Below are 15,845 nucleotides of genomic sequence, written 5' to 3' on the forward strand. Positions count from 1 at the left end.
CAAATTCGATAAAAATTACTCTTCTAGCAAAATCACATGCCCGATGTAAGGCAGATGGCGATAATGTTGTGCATAATCGATGCCGTAACCCACGACAAATTTATCTTCAATTGAATAACCAATCCACTCAACCGGAACATCAACCTCACGGCGGGAAGGTTTATCCAGTAAGGTACAGATTGCCAGTGATTTTGGCTCACGTAATGCCAAAATTTCACGTACTTTATTCAGCGTGTTACCTGAATCAATAATATCTTCCACAATCAGCACATGCTTACCACAAATATCTTCATCCAGATCTTTCATGATTTTCACATCACGAGTGGAATTCATACCATTGCCGTAACTGGAAGCCGTCATAAAGTCTACTTCATGAGAAACCTGAATTTCGCGGCATAAATCCGCCATAAAAATAAAGGAGCCTCTCAGTAATCCGACCAGCACCAGCTCACTACCGCTATCACGATAATGTTCAGTGATCTGTTTCCCCAGTTCAGCGATACGTTGCTTAACCTCCTGTTCGGAGATCATAACTTCTACAGTGTGTTTCATTATAAATTTAACCAGTTGTTTTTAATGGTAATAATCAAGATAAAGATCAGTGAAAATCATGATTACTGATACACCGTTCTTTCAAACGGATAAGATATATACCCGTCATCTTTCAAGTTGCCTCTTTGTTAGCTGCTTTCACTGCCCCCAGTCACAGAGTTATCTATGCTCCTGGGGATGCGTTCACTTGCCACCGCGCTGCAATTTGAAATCTATTAGGTATAGCTAGCCAGAAAATTGTTTTAATGACTCCAATATTTTGCGTTTCTGCCCACGTTTCATAGTCGGAGAACGTTTAATCGCGCCATATACTTCACGCATACAATAATTAGCAACTTTACCCTTAATAATATTATGATAATTAGTCCTGATTCCGCTCTTAATATCATTAATATCAAACGCGGCATGAGCCTCTATGCAATTAACAAACGAATCCCATTGTAAAAATTCATGATCTTTCTGGGGTAAATCGACTTGGCACTGAAGAAGCTCCTGTCGCAGCCGGATAAACTCGCTAATTTTAGAATTAATTATCAGAACAAGTAATGGCTCACAGCAGCAAACTAACAAATATTTTAACTTCGGAGGCATTGTAAAAGGGCAGTGAAGATAAAGAATATCTCCTATCGCCAAACTCTGTTTGGCTGAAAAATCTGCCCTAAAAGATGCGGGAAATTTGTCACCAAGATTAGTCATCAGCTACTCAGCAGAAGTCAGATAAACAATTAATCTGTCGCCATCTTTGCAATTAGCAGCTATCACTTCCAATGGAATCTCACCATTCTGGTTAGCAGCCATCCAAACACTATCGTGGCTAATATCACGTATTTCTTTAAAAGAGAGATTCCCATATTTCTCAATTGCTTCATTTATGCAGTCAATATCTGAATCACTAAATACATCTTCATCGAAATCACGCAAAGCACGTATTTGATGATTTCCATAACGACCTTCTACTGACAACGATGACCGAATAACATCAACATCACACCCATTTGGAATAAAGCGTCCATCCCCCCTGGCTACTTTGATAATATCATAGGCATTCTCTGCAACAGGGCCATCTTTCATTGCAAGATAGTTATCACCCGTAATTAACCGACCATAACGCTCTAAATGCAATCGGTCAGCAAAATACAGAATTTTACCCACATGATAAATGTCAGAAATTGGTGCTGTAGAGGCAACGTACAGAATAGCCTCTATAGCCTTTTCTGAGTCAAACCTTACATCAAGCATCTCAATACCTTCATTCAAATTAGGATAAATAATACACAAAATCTATGCCTATTTTAATACCTACCGTAATCACTGTACAACGCTTTGTTGTGTTCCATTGCAGCTGGCAAAATTATTTGCTAACAGTAAAACCCAGCATCATACCGGTATCTTCATGTTCCAACAGATGACAGTGCGCCATAAATGGATGTTTGGCTCCCGCAGTATGCTTGAACTGAACCAGCACTTCGCTTTCCTTACCTTCCACATGAACAATATCTTTCCAACCACTACGGTGAGCCGCAGGTTTACGACCATTTTCACTCAAAATACGAAAACGCGCGCCGTGGATATGGAACGGATGCAGCATCATATCGCCAACCCCCGAAATCACCCAGCGCTCATACTGCCCCTGCTTAACATCAAAGGCAGGTTCTGCCATTGAGAAAGCCTGGCCATTGATAGTATTCGCGTGATGGAAATTTAATTCACTACCCATATGACCCCCTTTCATCATACTGTCGCCATGATTCATATCCCCATGAGACATATTTCCATGATGCATTGCCATACCCGCCATGGCTTGTTCACCATAACGCTGAGACAGCAACATCATGCCTTGCATATCCAGACGACTATCCATCGTCAGATGCAAATGACGTCTGTTCAGACCGGTCAAAGAAGGCAATGCAGGAAACGTTGCAAGCTGCTCCGCCAGTATGGTGCGACTCGAAGTCAATGACGGGTGAATACACAAAACCGGCAATGGCTGATCAAATGGCGGTAATGTCATGCCTATCTGAATCACAGGCAATGTCACCAGATCAAAAGGTTTGCCATCCGAGCCATCTACCACTACCTCAAAACGCTCTCCTGCCAGAATCGATAACTCATTAACCGCCACTGGCTCCGCTAACAAGCCACCATCACTGGCAACAACATATAATTGACGGCCATCACTCGTCGCAATATTGAGGCTACGGGCATTACAGCCATTCAGCAATCGCAAACGCAACCAACCGCGTGGTGCAGTATGTTGAGGCAAAACAACACCATTAGTCAGCATCATATCGCCGAACCACCCCACAGCCGCGCTCATCACATCCAGTTGATAATCAATCTTCCCGTCTTTATTCAAGCGTTTATCTTGCAAAATCACCGGGATATCATCTACTCCCCAGCGGTTTGGTAAACCAACGTTAATGCTGTTCTCATCTTCAATCAGTACTAATCCACCAAGCCCCATTGCAACCTGATAGCCAGTCTTACCATGCGTATGCGGGTGGAACCAGCAAGTTGCTTCTGGCTGTTCAAGGGTAAAACTGACCGTCCGATGTCCACCTGGTGCAATCACTGCTTGCGGACCACCATCGGTTTCCCCAGTAATTTCGAGACCATGCCAGTGAACAGTCGTCTCTTCCGGCAGGTTATTACGAATATCAATAGTAACAGGCTCCCCTGAAGTCAATTTCAATGCAGGGCCAAGTAAATCACCGTTATAACCCCAAGTTTCAGTCGCTGTTCCGGTCTTAAAACAGGATTGCCCTGCATTGATTTCAATAATAATTTTACCGGTCTCATCTGGTGTTATCTGTGGCGGGATCGGTAATAATGGGTAGGGTTCAGCAAAGGAGAAACGGCTCCATACAGGCAATAGACTGGATACACCAATAACAGCACCTAATTTAATAAAATCACGTCGTTGCATATTCATTTCCTAATTAAGTCAACCGAAAATAAACAATAAAAGAAGAAACCTAAAGGTTCCCCTTACAGGAAGGTCAAGCGGTGGGAATGTGATTTAGGTCGATCTTTACAATAATTTAAAAAAATAAATTTTAGCGAAAAAAGATATTAATATGTTAACGTAACCTGACATGAGTTCATGATAATAATACAGATGCGAAAATTATCCCTCCTGATTTACATATTAGTTCTTTTCGGTTTTTCTCACCCCGCAAAAGCGCTGACAGAAGATGAAGCTGAAGATCTGGCGGATCTGACAGCGGTGTTTATCTACCTGAAATATGACTGCGGTTACAGCCAAATTCCTGATCGGGAAATCAAACGAGCCATTATCTATTTTGCCCAGCGTAACAAGTGGGATTTGAATAATTACAACAGCCAATTGATGAACACCCTTAATGAAAAAAGCTATCAGGATCTAAAAGGTATTTACCTATCCAATGCGATAAAGTGCCATGCTCTCGCCAGAGATTCACTGAGTTTATTCGCCTACGTTAAATAGTGCTTTTCCAGCTACTCCTTAAGAGGTAAATTTCACCGTGCAACTGTGAGAATTGTTGGCTATTATGTAGCCCGATTTTCACGGTTATCATAGTGGAGGAAAGTTGGGACATGTCACAAAAAGAAATTTGGCACGAAACCCTGCACGCCAATTTTGGTCAGTATTTTTCGGTCGATAAAGTGCTTTATCATGATAAAACCGAACATCAGGATCTGATTATCTTCGAGAATGCGCAGTTAGGCCGCATTATGGCGCTGGATGGCACGGTACAAACAACTGAACGTGATGAATTTATCTACCACGAAATGATGGCTCATGTTCCTCTATTCGCCCTTGGGAACGCTAAACGAGTACTGATTATCGGTGGTGGTGATGGCGGTATGTTACGTGAAGTCTGTCGCCATCAATACCTTGAGAATATCACCATGGTTGAGATTGATGCTGGCGTAGTTGAATTTTGCCGTCAATATCTGCCTAACCATAATGCCGGCACTTATCATGATCCACGCTTCCGCCTGATCATTGATGATGGTGTTAATTTCGTTAACACTACCAATCAGAAATTTGATGTCATTATCTCTGACTGCACTGATCCGATCGGACCTGGCGAAGGATTATTTACATCTGAATTCTATCAGGGTTGCCAGCGCTGCTTGAACGAAGGGGGCATTTTCGTTGCCCAGAATGGTGTCTGTTTCCTGCAACAGGATGAAGCCGTAACCAGCCATAAAAAATTGAGTAATTATTTCGTTGACAACAGTTTCTACCAAGCTGCCATTCCTACCTATTACGGCGGAATTATGACCTTTGCATGGGCAAGTCAGAACCCAGCATTACGTCATGTGGATCTGGCAACACTACAGCAGCGCTTTGACAGTGCGGGCTTTACCTGCCGCTACTACAACCCAGCTGTTCACACAGGTAGCTTTGCCTTACCGCAATACCTGCTGGATGTATTATCTGTAAACCAATAATCACCCATTAGCCAAGAGGTGAATTAAATTGCACAAGCTGAAATTACACGGCTTTAACAACCTGACAAAAAGCCTGAGTTTTTGTATTTATGATATCTGTTACGCAAAAAGCCAAGCCGATCGGGATAGCTATATCGCTTATATTGACGAACAATATAACGCTAACCGTCTAACGGAAATTCTTAGCGAAACCTGTTCGATTATTGGTGCAAATATTCTTAATATTGCCCGCCAGGACTATGAACCGCAAGGGGCAAGTGTCACTATTCTCGTCAGCGAAGAACCGATGGACCCAAAGGATGTGGACAATACTGAAAATCCAGGTCCACTACCTGATTCTGTTGTCGCTCATTTAGATAAAAGCCATATCTGTGTTCACACTTACCCGGAAAGCCATCCGGGTGGTGGCATATGCACTTTCCGAGCTGATATTGAAGTATCAACCTGCGGCGTGATTTCACCTCTCAAGGCACTGAATTATCTGATCCACGAACTAGAATCGGATATTGTCACAATGGATTACCGCGTCCGAGGTTTTACCAGAGACGTGAATGGCGTGAAGCACTATATCGATCACGAAATCAGTTCTATTCAGAATTATATGACCGAAGAAGTACAATCGCAGTATTACATGATGGATGTCAATATTTATCAGGAAAATCTATTTCATACAAAAATGATGCAAAAAAGATTTGACCTGAATGATTATCTATTTAATGCCACACCAGAGCAATTGGGTGAAACTGAGAAACAGGAAATTACCCATCTCTTAAAAAAAGAGATACAAGAGATTTATTACGGTCGTAATTTACCTAATGCTTAGATGTATTAGCTCAGACCTCATCTGACAGTTACCTGTTATTTATACAGGTATCTGCCAGATCATTTCTTAATAGCTTTACAAATAAATGATCCTGATTACACACCTAACGCAGTACTGGTCGTGATTTCAACATCATAAATAGTTTTAAGATAATCAAGGGCCGCCTGCTGATCGACACCAGAAAAAACGCACACAGCATCTGACAACACCTTAATTCGATAACCACGTATAAACGCGCCATAGGCGGTATGTCTGACACAACAATGAGTATGTTGACCGGTTAACACCACTTCCGTCACACCATACGCTTTAAAAACCTCTTCCAGATCGGTTCCATCGAAAGCCCCATAAAATCGCTTGGGAGAAACAATTTCACGATCTGCCCCGACAGGAGCCAATGCCTCAATAACATTAGCACCCGGTGTTCCAGCTATTGCATGTCTGCCCCAGATACTCATTTCCCGATCATCGGCTCGGTGAGCATCATTAGCATAAACTACCAGCCAATCGGGTTGGCACCGGGCGTAATTAATCAACCGTTTAATTACCGGTACAATCTTCATTGCATACGCTTCATTAGCGAGTGCTCCTGTGACAAAATCATTCAGCATGTCAACTACGATCAACGCTTTCATTAGTTTCGCCCTTTAAATGAATTCTTAAAAAACAATGACTGTGATTTATTCCCACCATTCAGTTACAGACCATTTTGACAAGATTTTCTTATGATTAATAATAGCTCATGAAACCAAGCTGGCCGACTTTTTAGCTATTCCATTAACTAATCACAACGTCAATACCTGCTAATCTTGACACATAACGTTGCAGGGTTACTATAACCCCATCAAGACAAAAGAAGAGAGCGGGAGAATCCACTTTTCGGAGGTGTAAATGTTATATCCAGTTGCGATTGATAAAGATCATTCATCCTTTGGCGTCCGTGTCCCCGATATCCTGGGTTGCTTTTCTGGCGGGGACAGTTTCACAGATGCAATAGAAAACGTCCGCGAAGCAATTGAAGCGCATATCGAATTGCTGATTGATGATAATGAATCAGTACCAGAAGCGACAAGCGTAGAAAACCACCTTGCCGACCCTGAATATATAGGAGCAATATGGGCATTAGTTGATGTGGATATTACTCGATTTTTCCCCAAATAATCACTGCCCCGAATAAAATAGTTTATTCAGGGCAGTTTAATAACACTGTGATTATTTCGATGGGGTCAGAGAAAAGGTCAATGTCTCTAATGGTTGGAGAGTAATCAGCACCGTTTTATTGATAAACTTCGGCACCGAGTTGTTCTCACCATAATTGATATTAACGTCATATACCGAAGGCTGATTATCAGGTAATTCAAGATCGCTTTGCAGATCCAGATAATATTGTTTCACTTCATCCGCCGGATTGCGCAAAGTAATAATCGACTTCTTCGGACTCCAAGCTCCCCAACCGTATACCTCTAGATCGGTGGGATCTTTACCAATCCAATGGGTATCAAACAGCACATCTTGGTTTTTTTCTGACCATTTCGCCGCGTTTGCTAACGTATCCCAATCCTCTGTGGTCAACAGTTCAGGCGTAACATACATCTCCTGTAACTGAGTACCGCTGCCAAAATAGCTCCAAACCTGATCGGCAAAATCTTTAGGTGACTGTTTATCCAGATGCCGAGCCTGTTTAGCGTAAACAATGCCATGCAGCATCAGAGAATTCAGTGGGAATAACGGCCCTTTTCTTACGACATTACGATAAGTTTCCGCATCACGGTAGGTAAGCCACTGCTGCACTTTGGAACCTTTACCGTAAAACTCCACATCATAGCCACCACGCCAAATAGAATCGGCGAAAAATAGCCAAGAAGGCGTGGCTTTGGTGCCTGTCGTTAAGTTGATAAACAGATCATTCCTTGTACTACGCATATCTTTAATAAGATGGATAGCGGCATCAAAATCACTGGTGAATGAACTCCCTTTAATCACGCGATCAGCATTGCCGGTGCCATCTAGCTTAAACATGGATACATTTTGTTGTTGAATCAGATTGAGCACCCGGTTATGGAAATTGGCGTAGTAATTAGGGCCTGAAAGCGCAAATCTGCCATCTATCACTTCATAACCAAACTCCGCCGCATGAGAAACACGTTGCTCAGCAGGTGGGCCATAACCGCCCCAAGGAGAAAGCCAAATACCTAAACGAGCACGATATTGATCCGCTGCCCGTTTAAGGTTTTTGAACTCATGGGGAAATGCCTGACTAAAACCCCAATCTCCTTTGAGATTATCCCAACCATCATCAAACAGATAACCACTCAACTTCACACCGCGCTTAGTCACCAACTCCTGCCCAAACTGATTGATACGGGTCAACGCCTCTTGTTCGGTATAAGGAGTGAAATAACCAATATCGTACCAAGAGTTGTAATGTAGGTAAGGACTATATTCACGCGGACGAGCATTGTTCAAAAACTCATTGACGTTGCGCCGCAATTGCCCTTCCTGATAAACACCAATATACGTCTTATAACTTAACGTTTTCCCCGGCTCTAACGGGATAGAGAGCGCAATTTTTTGCGCAACGCCTCCGTGATCAGCCTCAGTGTTAATCAATGGATTACCGGGAACAATAAAGAAGCTATCGCTGATAATCGGTGAACTGACGATAGAGCCGTAAACAAAAGGGATTCTAGTGTGAAATGGCATTAACGAGACAGAGCTAAGCTCCAACGCGTTTTCCTGCGGTGTAATGGTGATTTCAAACGAGCCGTACTTATCTTTATCCTCCATTGTAATAATATTTTTTATCTGTATGTCGCCATGCTTCAGAGAAACAACAATACGATTGCGCTTTTTGCTGATATCAGTGACCTGAAAATCTTTAGCCGCAAGCTTCTCTCCTGATTTCAACGTGATTTCAAACAGATTGTCTGTGATGATTTGATCATGGTTTTTCGGGTTCTCAAATTTTAACTGAGTGACTTTACCTTGCTCGTCGCTAACAGCCACGCGGTAATTATCCCCCTCCAACTGCCAACTATCCGCCCAAACCGATGTACTACACAACACAGAACTGGCTAACAAACTAAGCGTAATTTTATTTAACGTTCTTATTTTCACAGCAATTTCCTTTATCAGATAATTGAAAAAATAGAACCTTTACCTTTACAACTTACCTGCACTGCCACAAATCTGAATCTTTTCTTCAACCACTGCCTGCATAGCCTGTTTTCCTGGCACGATATATTTGCGTGGATCATTAGCGTCAGGATGCTGAATAAAATAGCTTTTTACTGCATCAGCAAAAGCAATTTTCAGATCAGTCGCTACATTGACTTTACAAACACCAAGAGCAATCGCCTGCTGTACCATAGCTTCAGGAATACCCGACGCACCATGCAACACTAACGGAATATCCACCTGTTCCCTGATCGCCGCTAACCGCTCAAAATCCAGATGAGGTTCACCATGATACAAACCATGCGCAGAACCAATCGCTACCGCTAGCGAATCAATACCGGTACGGGCCACAAAGGCTTTCGCTGCCAGCGGATCGGTAAAGAAGCTATCAGTATTAGAGACATTCAAATCATCTTCCTGTCCCCCCAATCGCCCCAATTCTGCCTCAACGCTAACATCGTAACGCAGGCAAAATCGTACCACCTCAATCACCTTACGAATATTCTCTTCAAAGGGTAAATGCGAGCCATCAATCATTACCGAACGCACACCTGCGGTCACTTTATGACTGATATCCTCCAATTCCTCATGATGATCGAGATGTAGCGCCAGCGGCAAATTATGACGACGTGCCGCTTCCTGACAGATCGACACCAAATAATCAGTACCCGCATAGCTAAAAGTCGCCGGTGTACCTGCCAGAATCACGGGTGATGCCAGACGTGCCGCAGTTTCTGCCACCACCTGAACCGTCTCCAGATTGTGGACATTAAAAGCAGGGACTGCATAGCCTTCACGCAGAGCTTTCTTCAGCATTTGACGACTGGAAATCAGATACATATAAGCTCCTTAGATACCATCCAAATTTGGGCTGCTATATCCCTGTTTTTGCTGTTCATGCCACAGGCTAGTCAATCCCCGCCGCCCACATTCTAGCGCCATATCACGAAATGCTTTTGGCACCAGCCCCTCACGATCCAGAATCATTTCTACCGCCAGTTGCATATTAGTCCCGGTGATAACTTCATAATGCGGATTGGTTATCGCTAGTTGTGCTGCCTGCCGGAACGGTGAACCGCCCAGTAAATCACTGAGAATAATCACACCATCACCACTATCGCAGGCAACGCAAGCTTCCTCCAACAACACCAGCAATTGTTCAGTACTGACTCCTTCAGGAAAATCAACAGCGCAACATTGGGGCTGCTGCCCTACTATCTGTTCCACTGCCTGCAACAAACCGCTGGCGAAACGACCATGCCCGGTGATTACAATACCTAACATTCCATCCCCTCAACGTCGTTTGTTAAAGAAAACTGAAAAATTTACCCACAATGCCGAGCACCACCGTCAAACCAATTAACTTGACCGGCGAGAATCCTTTTTTCATCAGCCAAAACACCAACAGGGTGAAACACAATGGCAACAAGTTAGGCATCAATTTATCCAGAACATCCTTCTGCAACGCCACACTCGCTTTACCGGCATTCACCACCACCGGCGTCGAAAAACGGACATACGAAGCCACCAGCGCCCCTATCACCGTCATCCCGACGATTGATGCCGCATGAGAGATGTTTTTAGTGTGTGTTTTTAACAACGCTAATGCATTGACACCCGCCCGATAGCCGTAATGGGCCAAACCAAAACGCAAACCGAAATGCACGATGTTGAATAGCAACAAGAATACGATGGGGCCAAACAAACTCCCCTGTAGCGCCAAAGATGCGCCAATACCGGCGCAGATAGGTAATAGCGTCAACCAGAACAATGCATCACCAATCCCGCCTAGCGGTCCCATTAGCGCCACTTTCACCGCGCGAATAGTGGAAATTTTTTCCTTATTTCGCTCCATTGCCAGCACCAGGCCGGACAGTAAAGTGACATCAAATGGATGCACATTGATAAACTCCATATGCATCTTCATAGCATTCCCCAGATCCTGCGGGTTCTTATGGATCTTACGCAATCCGGGGATCAAGGTGTACAACCAGCCCCCCGCCTGCATACGCTCATAGTTAAATGATGCCTGTAGCAACAAAGAGCGCCACGCCATGCGATTCAGATCGCCTTTAGTCAGCGCCTCACCCGGCATATTGTCCTGATAGTCATCTTGCTCAACCTGACTGGTCGCCAACGCCTGTGCCATCCTTTTCTCAGCTTTATCTGCCATAGCAGTATCGGTGTCGTTAAATGCCATCTTCCATCTCCTGAGACTGGGTAGTAGGTGCGCTGCGGTCAGCCACATCTTCCATACGGGAACGGTTAAAGAAATCGATTAAAGCAATCGCAAATGAGCCGAGCGCCACGGCGATAATCGGCATATTAAGGAATGTGACCGAAATGAAACCCAGAATGAAATAGGCAACATAGGTCTTTTTCATCATCATTTTCATCAGCATCGAAAAGCCGATGGCGGGCATCATACCGCCAGCAACCGCCAGACCGTCTAGCAGCCACTGTGGGGCTTTCTGTACCATGACACTGGCAACGTCGGCACCAAAATAAATTGGCAAAAATGCCACGATAAAATAGAAACAAAACAGAATGGTAATGCCCAGATAGTTGACCCTCTCCACACCGCGCCAATTCAATTCTTTCACCATCTGATCGCATTTATGCATCATTGGCGAGAACACGGTAAACAGCAACGTAATGCAACCCTGTACCGCAATGGCGAATGGCACTGCGATACCAATTGCGACTTTAGGATCAGCATTCGTCAGAATGGCAAATGCCGTCCCAATCACGCCGCCAATTACCACATTGGGCGGCTGGGCGCCAGCCAGCGGCACCATTCCCATCCAGACCAGCTCTAGCGTCCCCCCCACCAATAAACCCGTCTGTACATCCCCTAAAATCAGCCCAACCAACGGACCAATCACTACCGGACGGTGAAAATGAGTCAACCCATCAAAGAGATCCACCCCCGCCAACCCAGCCAACAATCCAATCAATATCGCATCAATCAGCATAACTCACCTCTTAGGCCAGTAACTTAACGATGGGTTCTCCCGCTTCGTCCGGCACTCGTCGAACCTCACAAGTGACACCTAATTGCTCCAGTTCGCGAAACACCACCACGTCACTGTCATCAACCGAAACCGTCTTATGGATTTGACGCTTGCCTTCGGCAAAATGCATATTACCCACATTAACAAAACTGATAGGTACTCCTCCCTTAACCAAGGTCAATACATCCTGCGGCGTTTTACAAACGATAAAAATCTTCTGACGCTCAGCCGCTTTATGGATCACATCAATGGTTTTCTGTAAGGTGAAATAACGAGTCTGAACCCCATCAGAAACCACCATATCCATCAGGTTTTGCTGCACCAAATCACTGGCAACTTGATCGTTAGCCACCAATACCAGATTAGCTCCCAGTGAATTGGTCCAGGTCACACCTACCTGACCATGCACCAACCGGTTATCAATTCGGGTCATTAAAATATTCGGCATCGACATAATCACTCCTACTACATTCAGTTGCTTGTGAGTACGCTAGAGGGTAAGGATAAATTTCCACTCCTTTCACCACACGGTTGACCTCCCCTGTCGGACATGGATTGTCTGGCGTTATGCCCAGTGCCAGCGAGGTTTCAAACGCTAACATCTGCAAAAACATCAAATAGGGGAACAACAGCCAGATATCATCTTGTTCACTATTAATCACCGTGAACCCTTTCCCCGGTGTGCCACTCAGAGCAACAATTTGACACGCCAATCCGTCATGATTCAGCTCATGCCACAGATCGAGATCATAACGACGGCGATACTGATCAGCCGAGAACATCATGACCACCAACGTATCCCGTTCGATCATAAACTTCGGCCCATGACGTACTCCCATTGACGAATCGTAACGCGTGGCAACATACCCGGCGGTCAACTCCAACATCTTGAGAGCGCCTTCTTCTGCTACACCGGTAAAACAACTGGACCCCAAACACATCATGCGTTTAAAACCATTGCGTGCCAGTTGCTTAGTCTGTATCTGCCACTGCATCCACTCCCGTTCACACAACACGGCCATCGTCATCAATGGCTCGCGGCTCTGTTCCAGTGTTAATGGCCCCAGCAGCAACACAGTTGCCAGCGTCATACAACTAAAACTGGAAGTCATGGCAAAACTTTGATCATGAGAACTCTGTGGCATGTTCAATGAACAAACATGGGAACGCCCTTCGGCGTAACGCGCCAACGCGCCATCAGGATTACAAGTCAGCATTAAGTGATAACAGCGCGGCAACAACTGATCAGCCAGTTGTACCGCCGCTACACTTTCCGGGCTATTGCCGGAACGCCCGTAAGAAATGAGTAATGTTGAACGCGTTGGATCAAGATATTGCAAAGGGGAAGGCACAATATCTGTCGTGCTGTACGCAACTACATTCAACCCACACTGCTCACGTAACCAAGGCGCCAGAGCGCGCCCAACAAATGCAGAGGAACCTGCGCCGCACAGGACTATTTGTAACTCCGGGTCAGACAACAGAGGCGCCAAAAATGGTTGCCACAGCTCTTCCTCACGTTGCAAGTTTTGATATAACTGACGCCAAAGTTCAGGCTGCTGATGAATTTCTCTGGCAGTGTATAACCCGTGATGCTCACGTAGCCAGGCTTCGGTATAGGAAAACAGTTCACTCATACTAACGCTCCTTGTACCTCAAATTCACAAGCCTGAGCATAGCTCAGCAACACAGAACGAATCTTATCCAACACCCAAGCGTGAGGATCATTGTCCAACCGTCCCGCATTAACTGCCTGCGCTTGCTCTGGCAGGTACTGACTTAGCAATGAAAGGGAAACAGGACGACGGCGCAGGTTATCCATCAAAGTATTAACGGCCTGTTGTACCTGCGGGTGCGGCCAGTAGTAACGCACGCGATCACTCAGACTGTATTGACGATCAATAAATTGTTGATGTGGTGTACCGTGGTAATAGCGATTCCAGTGCTCCGGCTGCTCAAGCATGACTTGTTCCAAAGTGGCACACAGACGAGCGGCTTGTTGTTCACTATTCCATTCACTATCGATCTTATCGAGCGCGAAAAGCGCTTCACGCAGGGCAAAAGTCAACGCTGGGCCAACTTTCAGAATAGCGAAATGATCACGTACCAGTTCACGGTAAACTTGTGCCGTTTGATAATCAGTAGAATGGGCTTCATAGACCAAATAGGGTTGAGACTCGATATATTTACTCAGGGCCGCCGCACGCTCAGATTGATAGTGTTCGACATAATGATGATCGAACTCCACCCCCGGCTGAACCACCAGTGCAACTACTCGCGGCCATACTTGTTCCAGTCCAGCCAATTGCCAGGCTTGTTGATGCACATTCAACGTCATAGCTGCGGCCTGAGACGTAGTGACTTGCATTCCTTCCAATGCTTCTTTAGCACCGCCCGGTACGGGCACTTCGGTACCTATCACATAAACAGGCGGTTCTCCCCCCACCTGCTGCCAACAACGCTCAGCCACTTGACATAAACGAGCTGCCCGTACCGCAACTTCCTTGTCGCCAAGCGGTAGCGGATCATCAGCACAGGACATAGAGCAATCAAGATGAATCTTACGAAATCCCGCAGCCACATAATCATGTATCAAGGTTTCAGCCAATTGCATTGCTTGCTCAGCGGGACGATCTTGCCAGACATTCGGTCCAAGATGATCGCCTCCCAACCAAATATGATCACGTGGTAAACCAATCCGATCGGCCTGTTGCCAAACTGCATCACGAAACTGAACGGGTTGCATACCGGTATAACCGCCAAACTGGTTAACCTGATTAGACGTTGCTTCAATCAGCACCGACGTTTTACGTTCTTTGGCTACGCGCAAAGCACTTTCCAATACCCAGGGATGGGCGGAGCAGACTGAATAGATCCCCACCGCTTCACCTGATTTGTGGCGACGGATAAGTTGTAATAGTGATTGCATGGTATCTCCCATGCGAGCAAGAACCTCAGTAAGAACTACTCGTCGGCAATAATCACATCCACGCCGAGTTCAGTTAATGCCCGCCTGTAGTTATCGGGGACCCGGCTGTCAGTAATCAGCCGATGAATCTGTCCAGCCTGACGGATCATACAAAAGCTTCTACGTCCAAATTTACTGGCATCTGCCACGGCGATAATTTCATGCGCTACCTCACACATAATGCGATTAAGGTGAGCTTCACCGGGGTGTGGCGTAGTTATCCCTGCTTCCAGATCAAACCCATCAACGCCAAGAAACAAAGTATCAAAACGATATTGACGCAATTGCTGTTCCGCAGCCGGACCATAGAGCGAGTAAGAGTTCTGACGCACACTCCCGCCAAGCACCATCACATTCATCTGATCAAATCCCGCTAATTCATAGGCGATATTCAACGCGTTTGTCATGACCACCAAATCACGCCGTTCCTTAAGATGTGGCACGATTTGCGTGGTCGTTGAGCCGGAGTCAAGGATCAATGCATCACCATCCTTAACAAACTGTGCTGCTCTGGCTGCAATGCGCGATTTCACATCACGATTCATCCTCCCCTTATCTTGCAAGGGGCGATCAAAGGCGAATTGCTGATTCAACATGGCGCCGCCATAGGAACGCAAAGCGCAGCCTTTCTGCTCAAGATAACGCAGGTCATTACGGATAGTGACGCTAGAAACCCCAAAACGAGAACTCAAATGCTCAACACGTACACTACCCTCATGGCACAGCAGGTCGATAATCTGTTCACGTCTTTTTACGGTATCCATAGCCATTCCGTTATGCTCCTCAGATCTCCAGCGACATATTCACGTCGCCTGTGATGGATTGCTTTCTCTCTCTTTCGGTTTAATTACAGCAAAAGCAATGAAATGAA

At 45.2% G+C, this 15,845-nt stretch carries 18 protein-coding genes; 4 read left to right on the forward strand and 14 right to left on the reverse strand.

Going from position 1 to position 15,845, the window contains the following annotated elements; all coding sequences use genetic code 11:
* Window positions 1–15 precede the first annotated feature (15 nt).
* From hpt to cueO, 4 genes are all read right to left on the reverse strand, one after another.
* Window positions 16–552, reverse strand: a complete 537-nt coding sequence (hpt, locus tag AM629_RS02635) for a hypoxanthine phosphoribosyltransferase (RefSeq protein ID WP_054475895.1) — start codon at window positions 550–552, stop codon at window positions 16–18.
* A 225-nt stretch (window positions 553–777) separates the two neighbouring features.
* The gene (locus AM629_RS02640; RefSeq protein WP_054475897.1) at window positions 778–1,248 is read right to left on the reverse strand and encodes a hypothetical protein; all 471 of its coding nucleotides are present in this window, start codon (window positions 1,246–1,248) and stop codon (window positions 778–780) included.
* A 3-nt stretch (window positions 1,249–1,251) separates the two neighbouring features.
* On the reverse strand, window positions 1,252–1,791 hold the full coding sequence (locus AM629_RS02645; RefSeq protein ID WP_054475899.1) for a Panacea domain-containing protein: 540 nt from the start codon (window positions 1,789–1,791) through the stop codon (window positions 1,252–1,254).
* A 112-nt stretch (window positions 1,792–1,903) separates the two neighbouring features.
* Window positions 1,904–3,478: a multicopper oxidase CueO gene (gene cueO, locus AM629_RS02650; protein WP_054475901.1), complete on the reverse strand. Its 1,575-nt coding sequence runs from the start codon at window positions 3,476–3,478 to the stop codon at window positions 1,904–1,906.
* A 192-nt stretch (window positions 3,479–3,670) separates the two neighbouring features.
* On the opposite strand from cueO, the gene AM629_RS02655 reads away from it, so the two are divergent.
* From AM629_RS02655 to speD, 3 genes are all read left to right on the forward strand, one after another.
* Complete coding sequence (locus AM629_RS02655) at window positions 3,671–4,018, forward strand: YacC family pilotin-like protein (protein WP_054475903.1); 348 nt, start codon at window positions 3,671–3,673, stop codon at window positions 4,016–4,018.
* Between the two features lie 110 nt (window positions 4,019–4,128).
* Complete coding sequence (speE, locus tag AM629_RS02660) at window positions 4,129–4,992, forward strand: polyamine aminopropyltransferase (RefSeq protein ID WP_054475905.1); 864 nt, start codon at window positions 4,129–4,131, stop codon at window positions 4,990–4,992.
* A 28-nt stretch (window positions 4,993–5,020) separates the two neighbouring features.
* The gene (gene speD / locus AM629_RS02665; RefSeq protein WP_054475907.1) at window positions 5,021–5,815 is read left to right on the forward strand and encodes an adenosylmethionine decarboxylase; all 795 of its coding nucleotides are present in this window, start codon (window positions 5,021–5,023) and stop codon (window positions 5,813–5,815) included.
* Window positions 5,816–5,910: 95 nt separating this feature from the next.
* Here the strand turns inward: speD and AM629_RS02670 are convergent, their stop codons facing one another.
* Window positions 5,911–6,450 (reverse strand): cysteine hydrolase family protein, encoded by a 540-nt coding sequence (locus tag AM629_RS02670; protein WP_072161790.1) that lies wholly within the window; start codon window positions 6,448–6,450, stop codon window positions 5,911–5,913.
* Window positions 6,451–6,706: 256 nt separating this feature from the next.
* Here AM629_RS02670 and AM629_RS02675 point away from each other — a divergent pair, with 256 nt between their 5' ends.
* A complete protein-coding gene (locus tag AM629_RS02675) occupies window positions 6,707–6,976 on the forward strand; it encodes a type II toxin-antitoxin system HicB family antitoxin (protein WP_081861848.1) in 270 nt (89 codons plus the stop codon).
* Window positions 6,977–7,027: 51 nt separating this feature from the next.
* Here the strand turns inward: AM629_RS02675 and AM629_RS02680 are convergent, their stop codons facing one another.
* From AM629_RS02680 to agaR, 9 genes are read right to left on the reverse strand one after another with little or no spacing between them, the layout of a single operon-like run.
* Window positions 7,028–8,932: an enterotoxin gene (locus tag AM629_RS02680; protein WP_276525714.1), complete on the reverse strand. Its 1,905-nt coding sequence runs from the start codon at window positions 8,930–8,932 to the stop codon at window positions 7,028–7,030.
* A gap of 45 nt (window positions 8,933–8,977) precedes the next feature.
* Window positions 8,978–9,832 (reverse strand): tagatose bisphosphate family class II aldolase, encoded by an 855-nt coding sequence (locus tag AM629_RS02685; RefSeq protein WP_054475909.1) that lies wholly within the window; start codon window positions 9,830–9,832, stop codon window positions 8,978–8,980.
* A gap of 9 nt (window positions 9,833–9,841) precedes the next feature.
* The gene (gene agaF, locus AM629_RS02690) at window positions 9,842–10,276 is read right to left on the reverse strand and encodes a PTS galactosamine/N-acetylgalactosamine transporter subunit IIA (protein WP_054475911.1); all 435 of its coding nucleotides are present in this window, start codon (window positions 10,274–10,276) and stop codon (window positions 9,842–9,844) included.
* Between the two features lie 22 nt (window positions 10,277–10,298).
* A complete protein-coding gene (locus AM629_RS02695; protein WP_054475912.1) occupies window positions 10,299–11,192 on the reverse strand; it encodes a PTS system mannose/fructose/sorbose family transporter subunit IID in 894 nt (297 codons plus the stop codon).
* Window positions 11,182–11,967, reverse strand: a complete 786-nt coding sequence (gene agaW / locus AM629_RS02700) for a PTS N-acetylgalactosamine transporter subunit IIC (protein ID WP_054475914.1) — start codon at window positions 11,965–11,967, stop codon at window positions 11,182–11,184. The genes AM629_RS02695 and agaW overlap by 11 nt, the downstream gene beginning before the upstream one ends.
* A gap of 10 nt (window positions 11,968–11,977) precedes the next feature.
* Window positions 11,978–12,460 carry a PTS N-acetylgalactosamine transporter subunit IIB gene (gene agaV / locus AM629_RS02705; protein ID WP_280516018.1) on the reverse strand — a complete coding sequence of 161 codons (483 nt, stop codon included), beginning with the start codon at window positions 12,458–12,460 and terminating at the stop codon, window positions 11,978–11,980.
* Window positions 12,426–13,643 (reverse strand): AgaS family sugar isomerase, encoded by a 1,218-nt coding sequence (locus AM629_RS02710; protein WP_054475917.1) that lies wholly within the window; start codon window positions 13,641–13,643, stop codon window positions 12,426–12,428. The genes agaV and AM629_RS02710 overlap by 35 nt, the downstream gene beginning before the upstream one ends.
* Window positions 13,640–14,935 (reverse strand): D-tagatose-bisphosphate aldolase, class II, non-catalytic subunit, encoded by a 1,296-nt coding sequence (locus AM629_RS02715; RefSeq protein ID WP_054476060.1) that lies wholly within the window; start codon window positions 14,933–14,935, stop codon window positions 13,640–13,642. Before AM629_RS02715 ends, AM629_RS02710 begins: the two co-directional genes overlap by 4 nt.
* A 35-nt stretch (window positions 14,936–14,970) precedes the next feature.
* Window positions 14,971–15,744, reverse strand: a complete 774-nt coding sequence (gene agaR, locus AM629_RS02720; RefSeq protein WP_054475919.1) for a transcriptional repressor AgaR — start codon at window positions 15,742–15,744, stop codon at window positions 14,971–14,973.
* Window positions 15,745–15,845: the final 101 nt, after the last annotated feature.

This window comes from Photorhabdus heterorhabditis (assembly GCF_001280945.1).
Lineage (GTDB): Bacteria > Pseudomonadota > Gammaproteobacteria > Enterobacterales > Enterobacteriaceae > Photorhabdus > Photorhabdus heterorhabditis.

Bases quoted from the DNA above. Each gene is read 5' to 3' on its own strand.
- hpt (WP_054475895.1), bottom strand. From the start codon at position 552: ATGAAACACACTGTAGAAGTTATGATCTCCGAACAGGAGGTTAAGCAA.
- AM629_RS02640 (WP_054475897.1), bottom strand. From the start codon at position 1,248: ATGACTAATCTTGGTGACAAATTTCCCGCATCTTTTAGGGCAGATTTT.
- AM629_RS02645 (WP_054475899.1), bottom strand. From the start codon at position 1,791: ATGCTTGATGTAAGGTTTGACTCAGAAAAGGCTATAGAGGCTATTCTG.
- cueO (WP_054475901.1), bottom strand. From the start codon at position 3,478: ATGCAACGACGTGATTTTATTAAATTAGGTGCTGTTATTGGTGTATCC.
- AM629_RS02655 (WP_054475903.1), top strand. From the start codon at position 3,671: ATGCGAAAATTATCCCTCCTGATTTACATATTAGTTCTTTTCGGTTTT.
- speE (WP_054475905.1), top strand. From the start codon at position 4,129: ATGTCACAAAAAGAAATTTGGCACGAAACCCTGCACGCCAATTTTGGT.
- AM629_RS02670 (WP_072161790.1), bottom strand. From the start codon at position 6,450: ATGAAAGCGTTGATCGTAGTTGACATGCTGAATGATTTTGTCACAGGA.
- AM629_RS02675 (WP_081861848.1), top strand. From the start codon at position 6,707: ATGTTATATCCAGTTGCGATTGATAAAGATCATTCATCCTTTGGCGTC.
- AM629_RS02685 (WP_054475909.1), bottom strand. From the start codon at position 9,832: ATGTATCTGATTTCCAGTCGTCAAATGCTGAAGAAAGCTCTGCGTGAA.
- agaF (WP_054475911.1), bottom strand. From the start codon at position 10,276: ATGTTAGGTATTGTAATCACCGGGCATGGTCGTTTCGCCAGCGGTTTG.
- AM629_RS02695 (WP_054475912.1), bottom strand. From the start codon at position 11,192: ATGGCATTTAACGACACCGATACTGCTATGGCAGATAAAGCTGAGAAA.
- agaW (WP_054475914.1), bottom strand. From the start codon at position 11,967: ATGCTGATTGATGCGATATTGATTGGATTGTTGGCTGGGTTGGCGGGG.
- agaV (WP_280516018.1), bottom strand. From the start codon at position 12,460: ATGTCGATGCCGAATATTTTAATGACCCGAATTGATAACCGGTTGGTG.
- AM629_RS02710 (WP_054475917.1), bottom strand. From the start codon at position 13,643: ATGAGTGAACTGTTTTCCTATACCGAAGCCTGGCTACGTGAGCATCAC.
- AM629_RS02715 (WP_054476060.1), bottom strand. From the start codon at position 14,935: ATGCAATCACTATTACAACTTATCCGTCGCCACAAATCAGGTGAAGCG.
- agaR (WP_054475919.1), bottom strand. From the start codon at position 15,744: ATGGCTATGGATACCGTAAAAAGACGTGAACAGATTATCGACCTGCTG.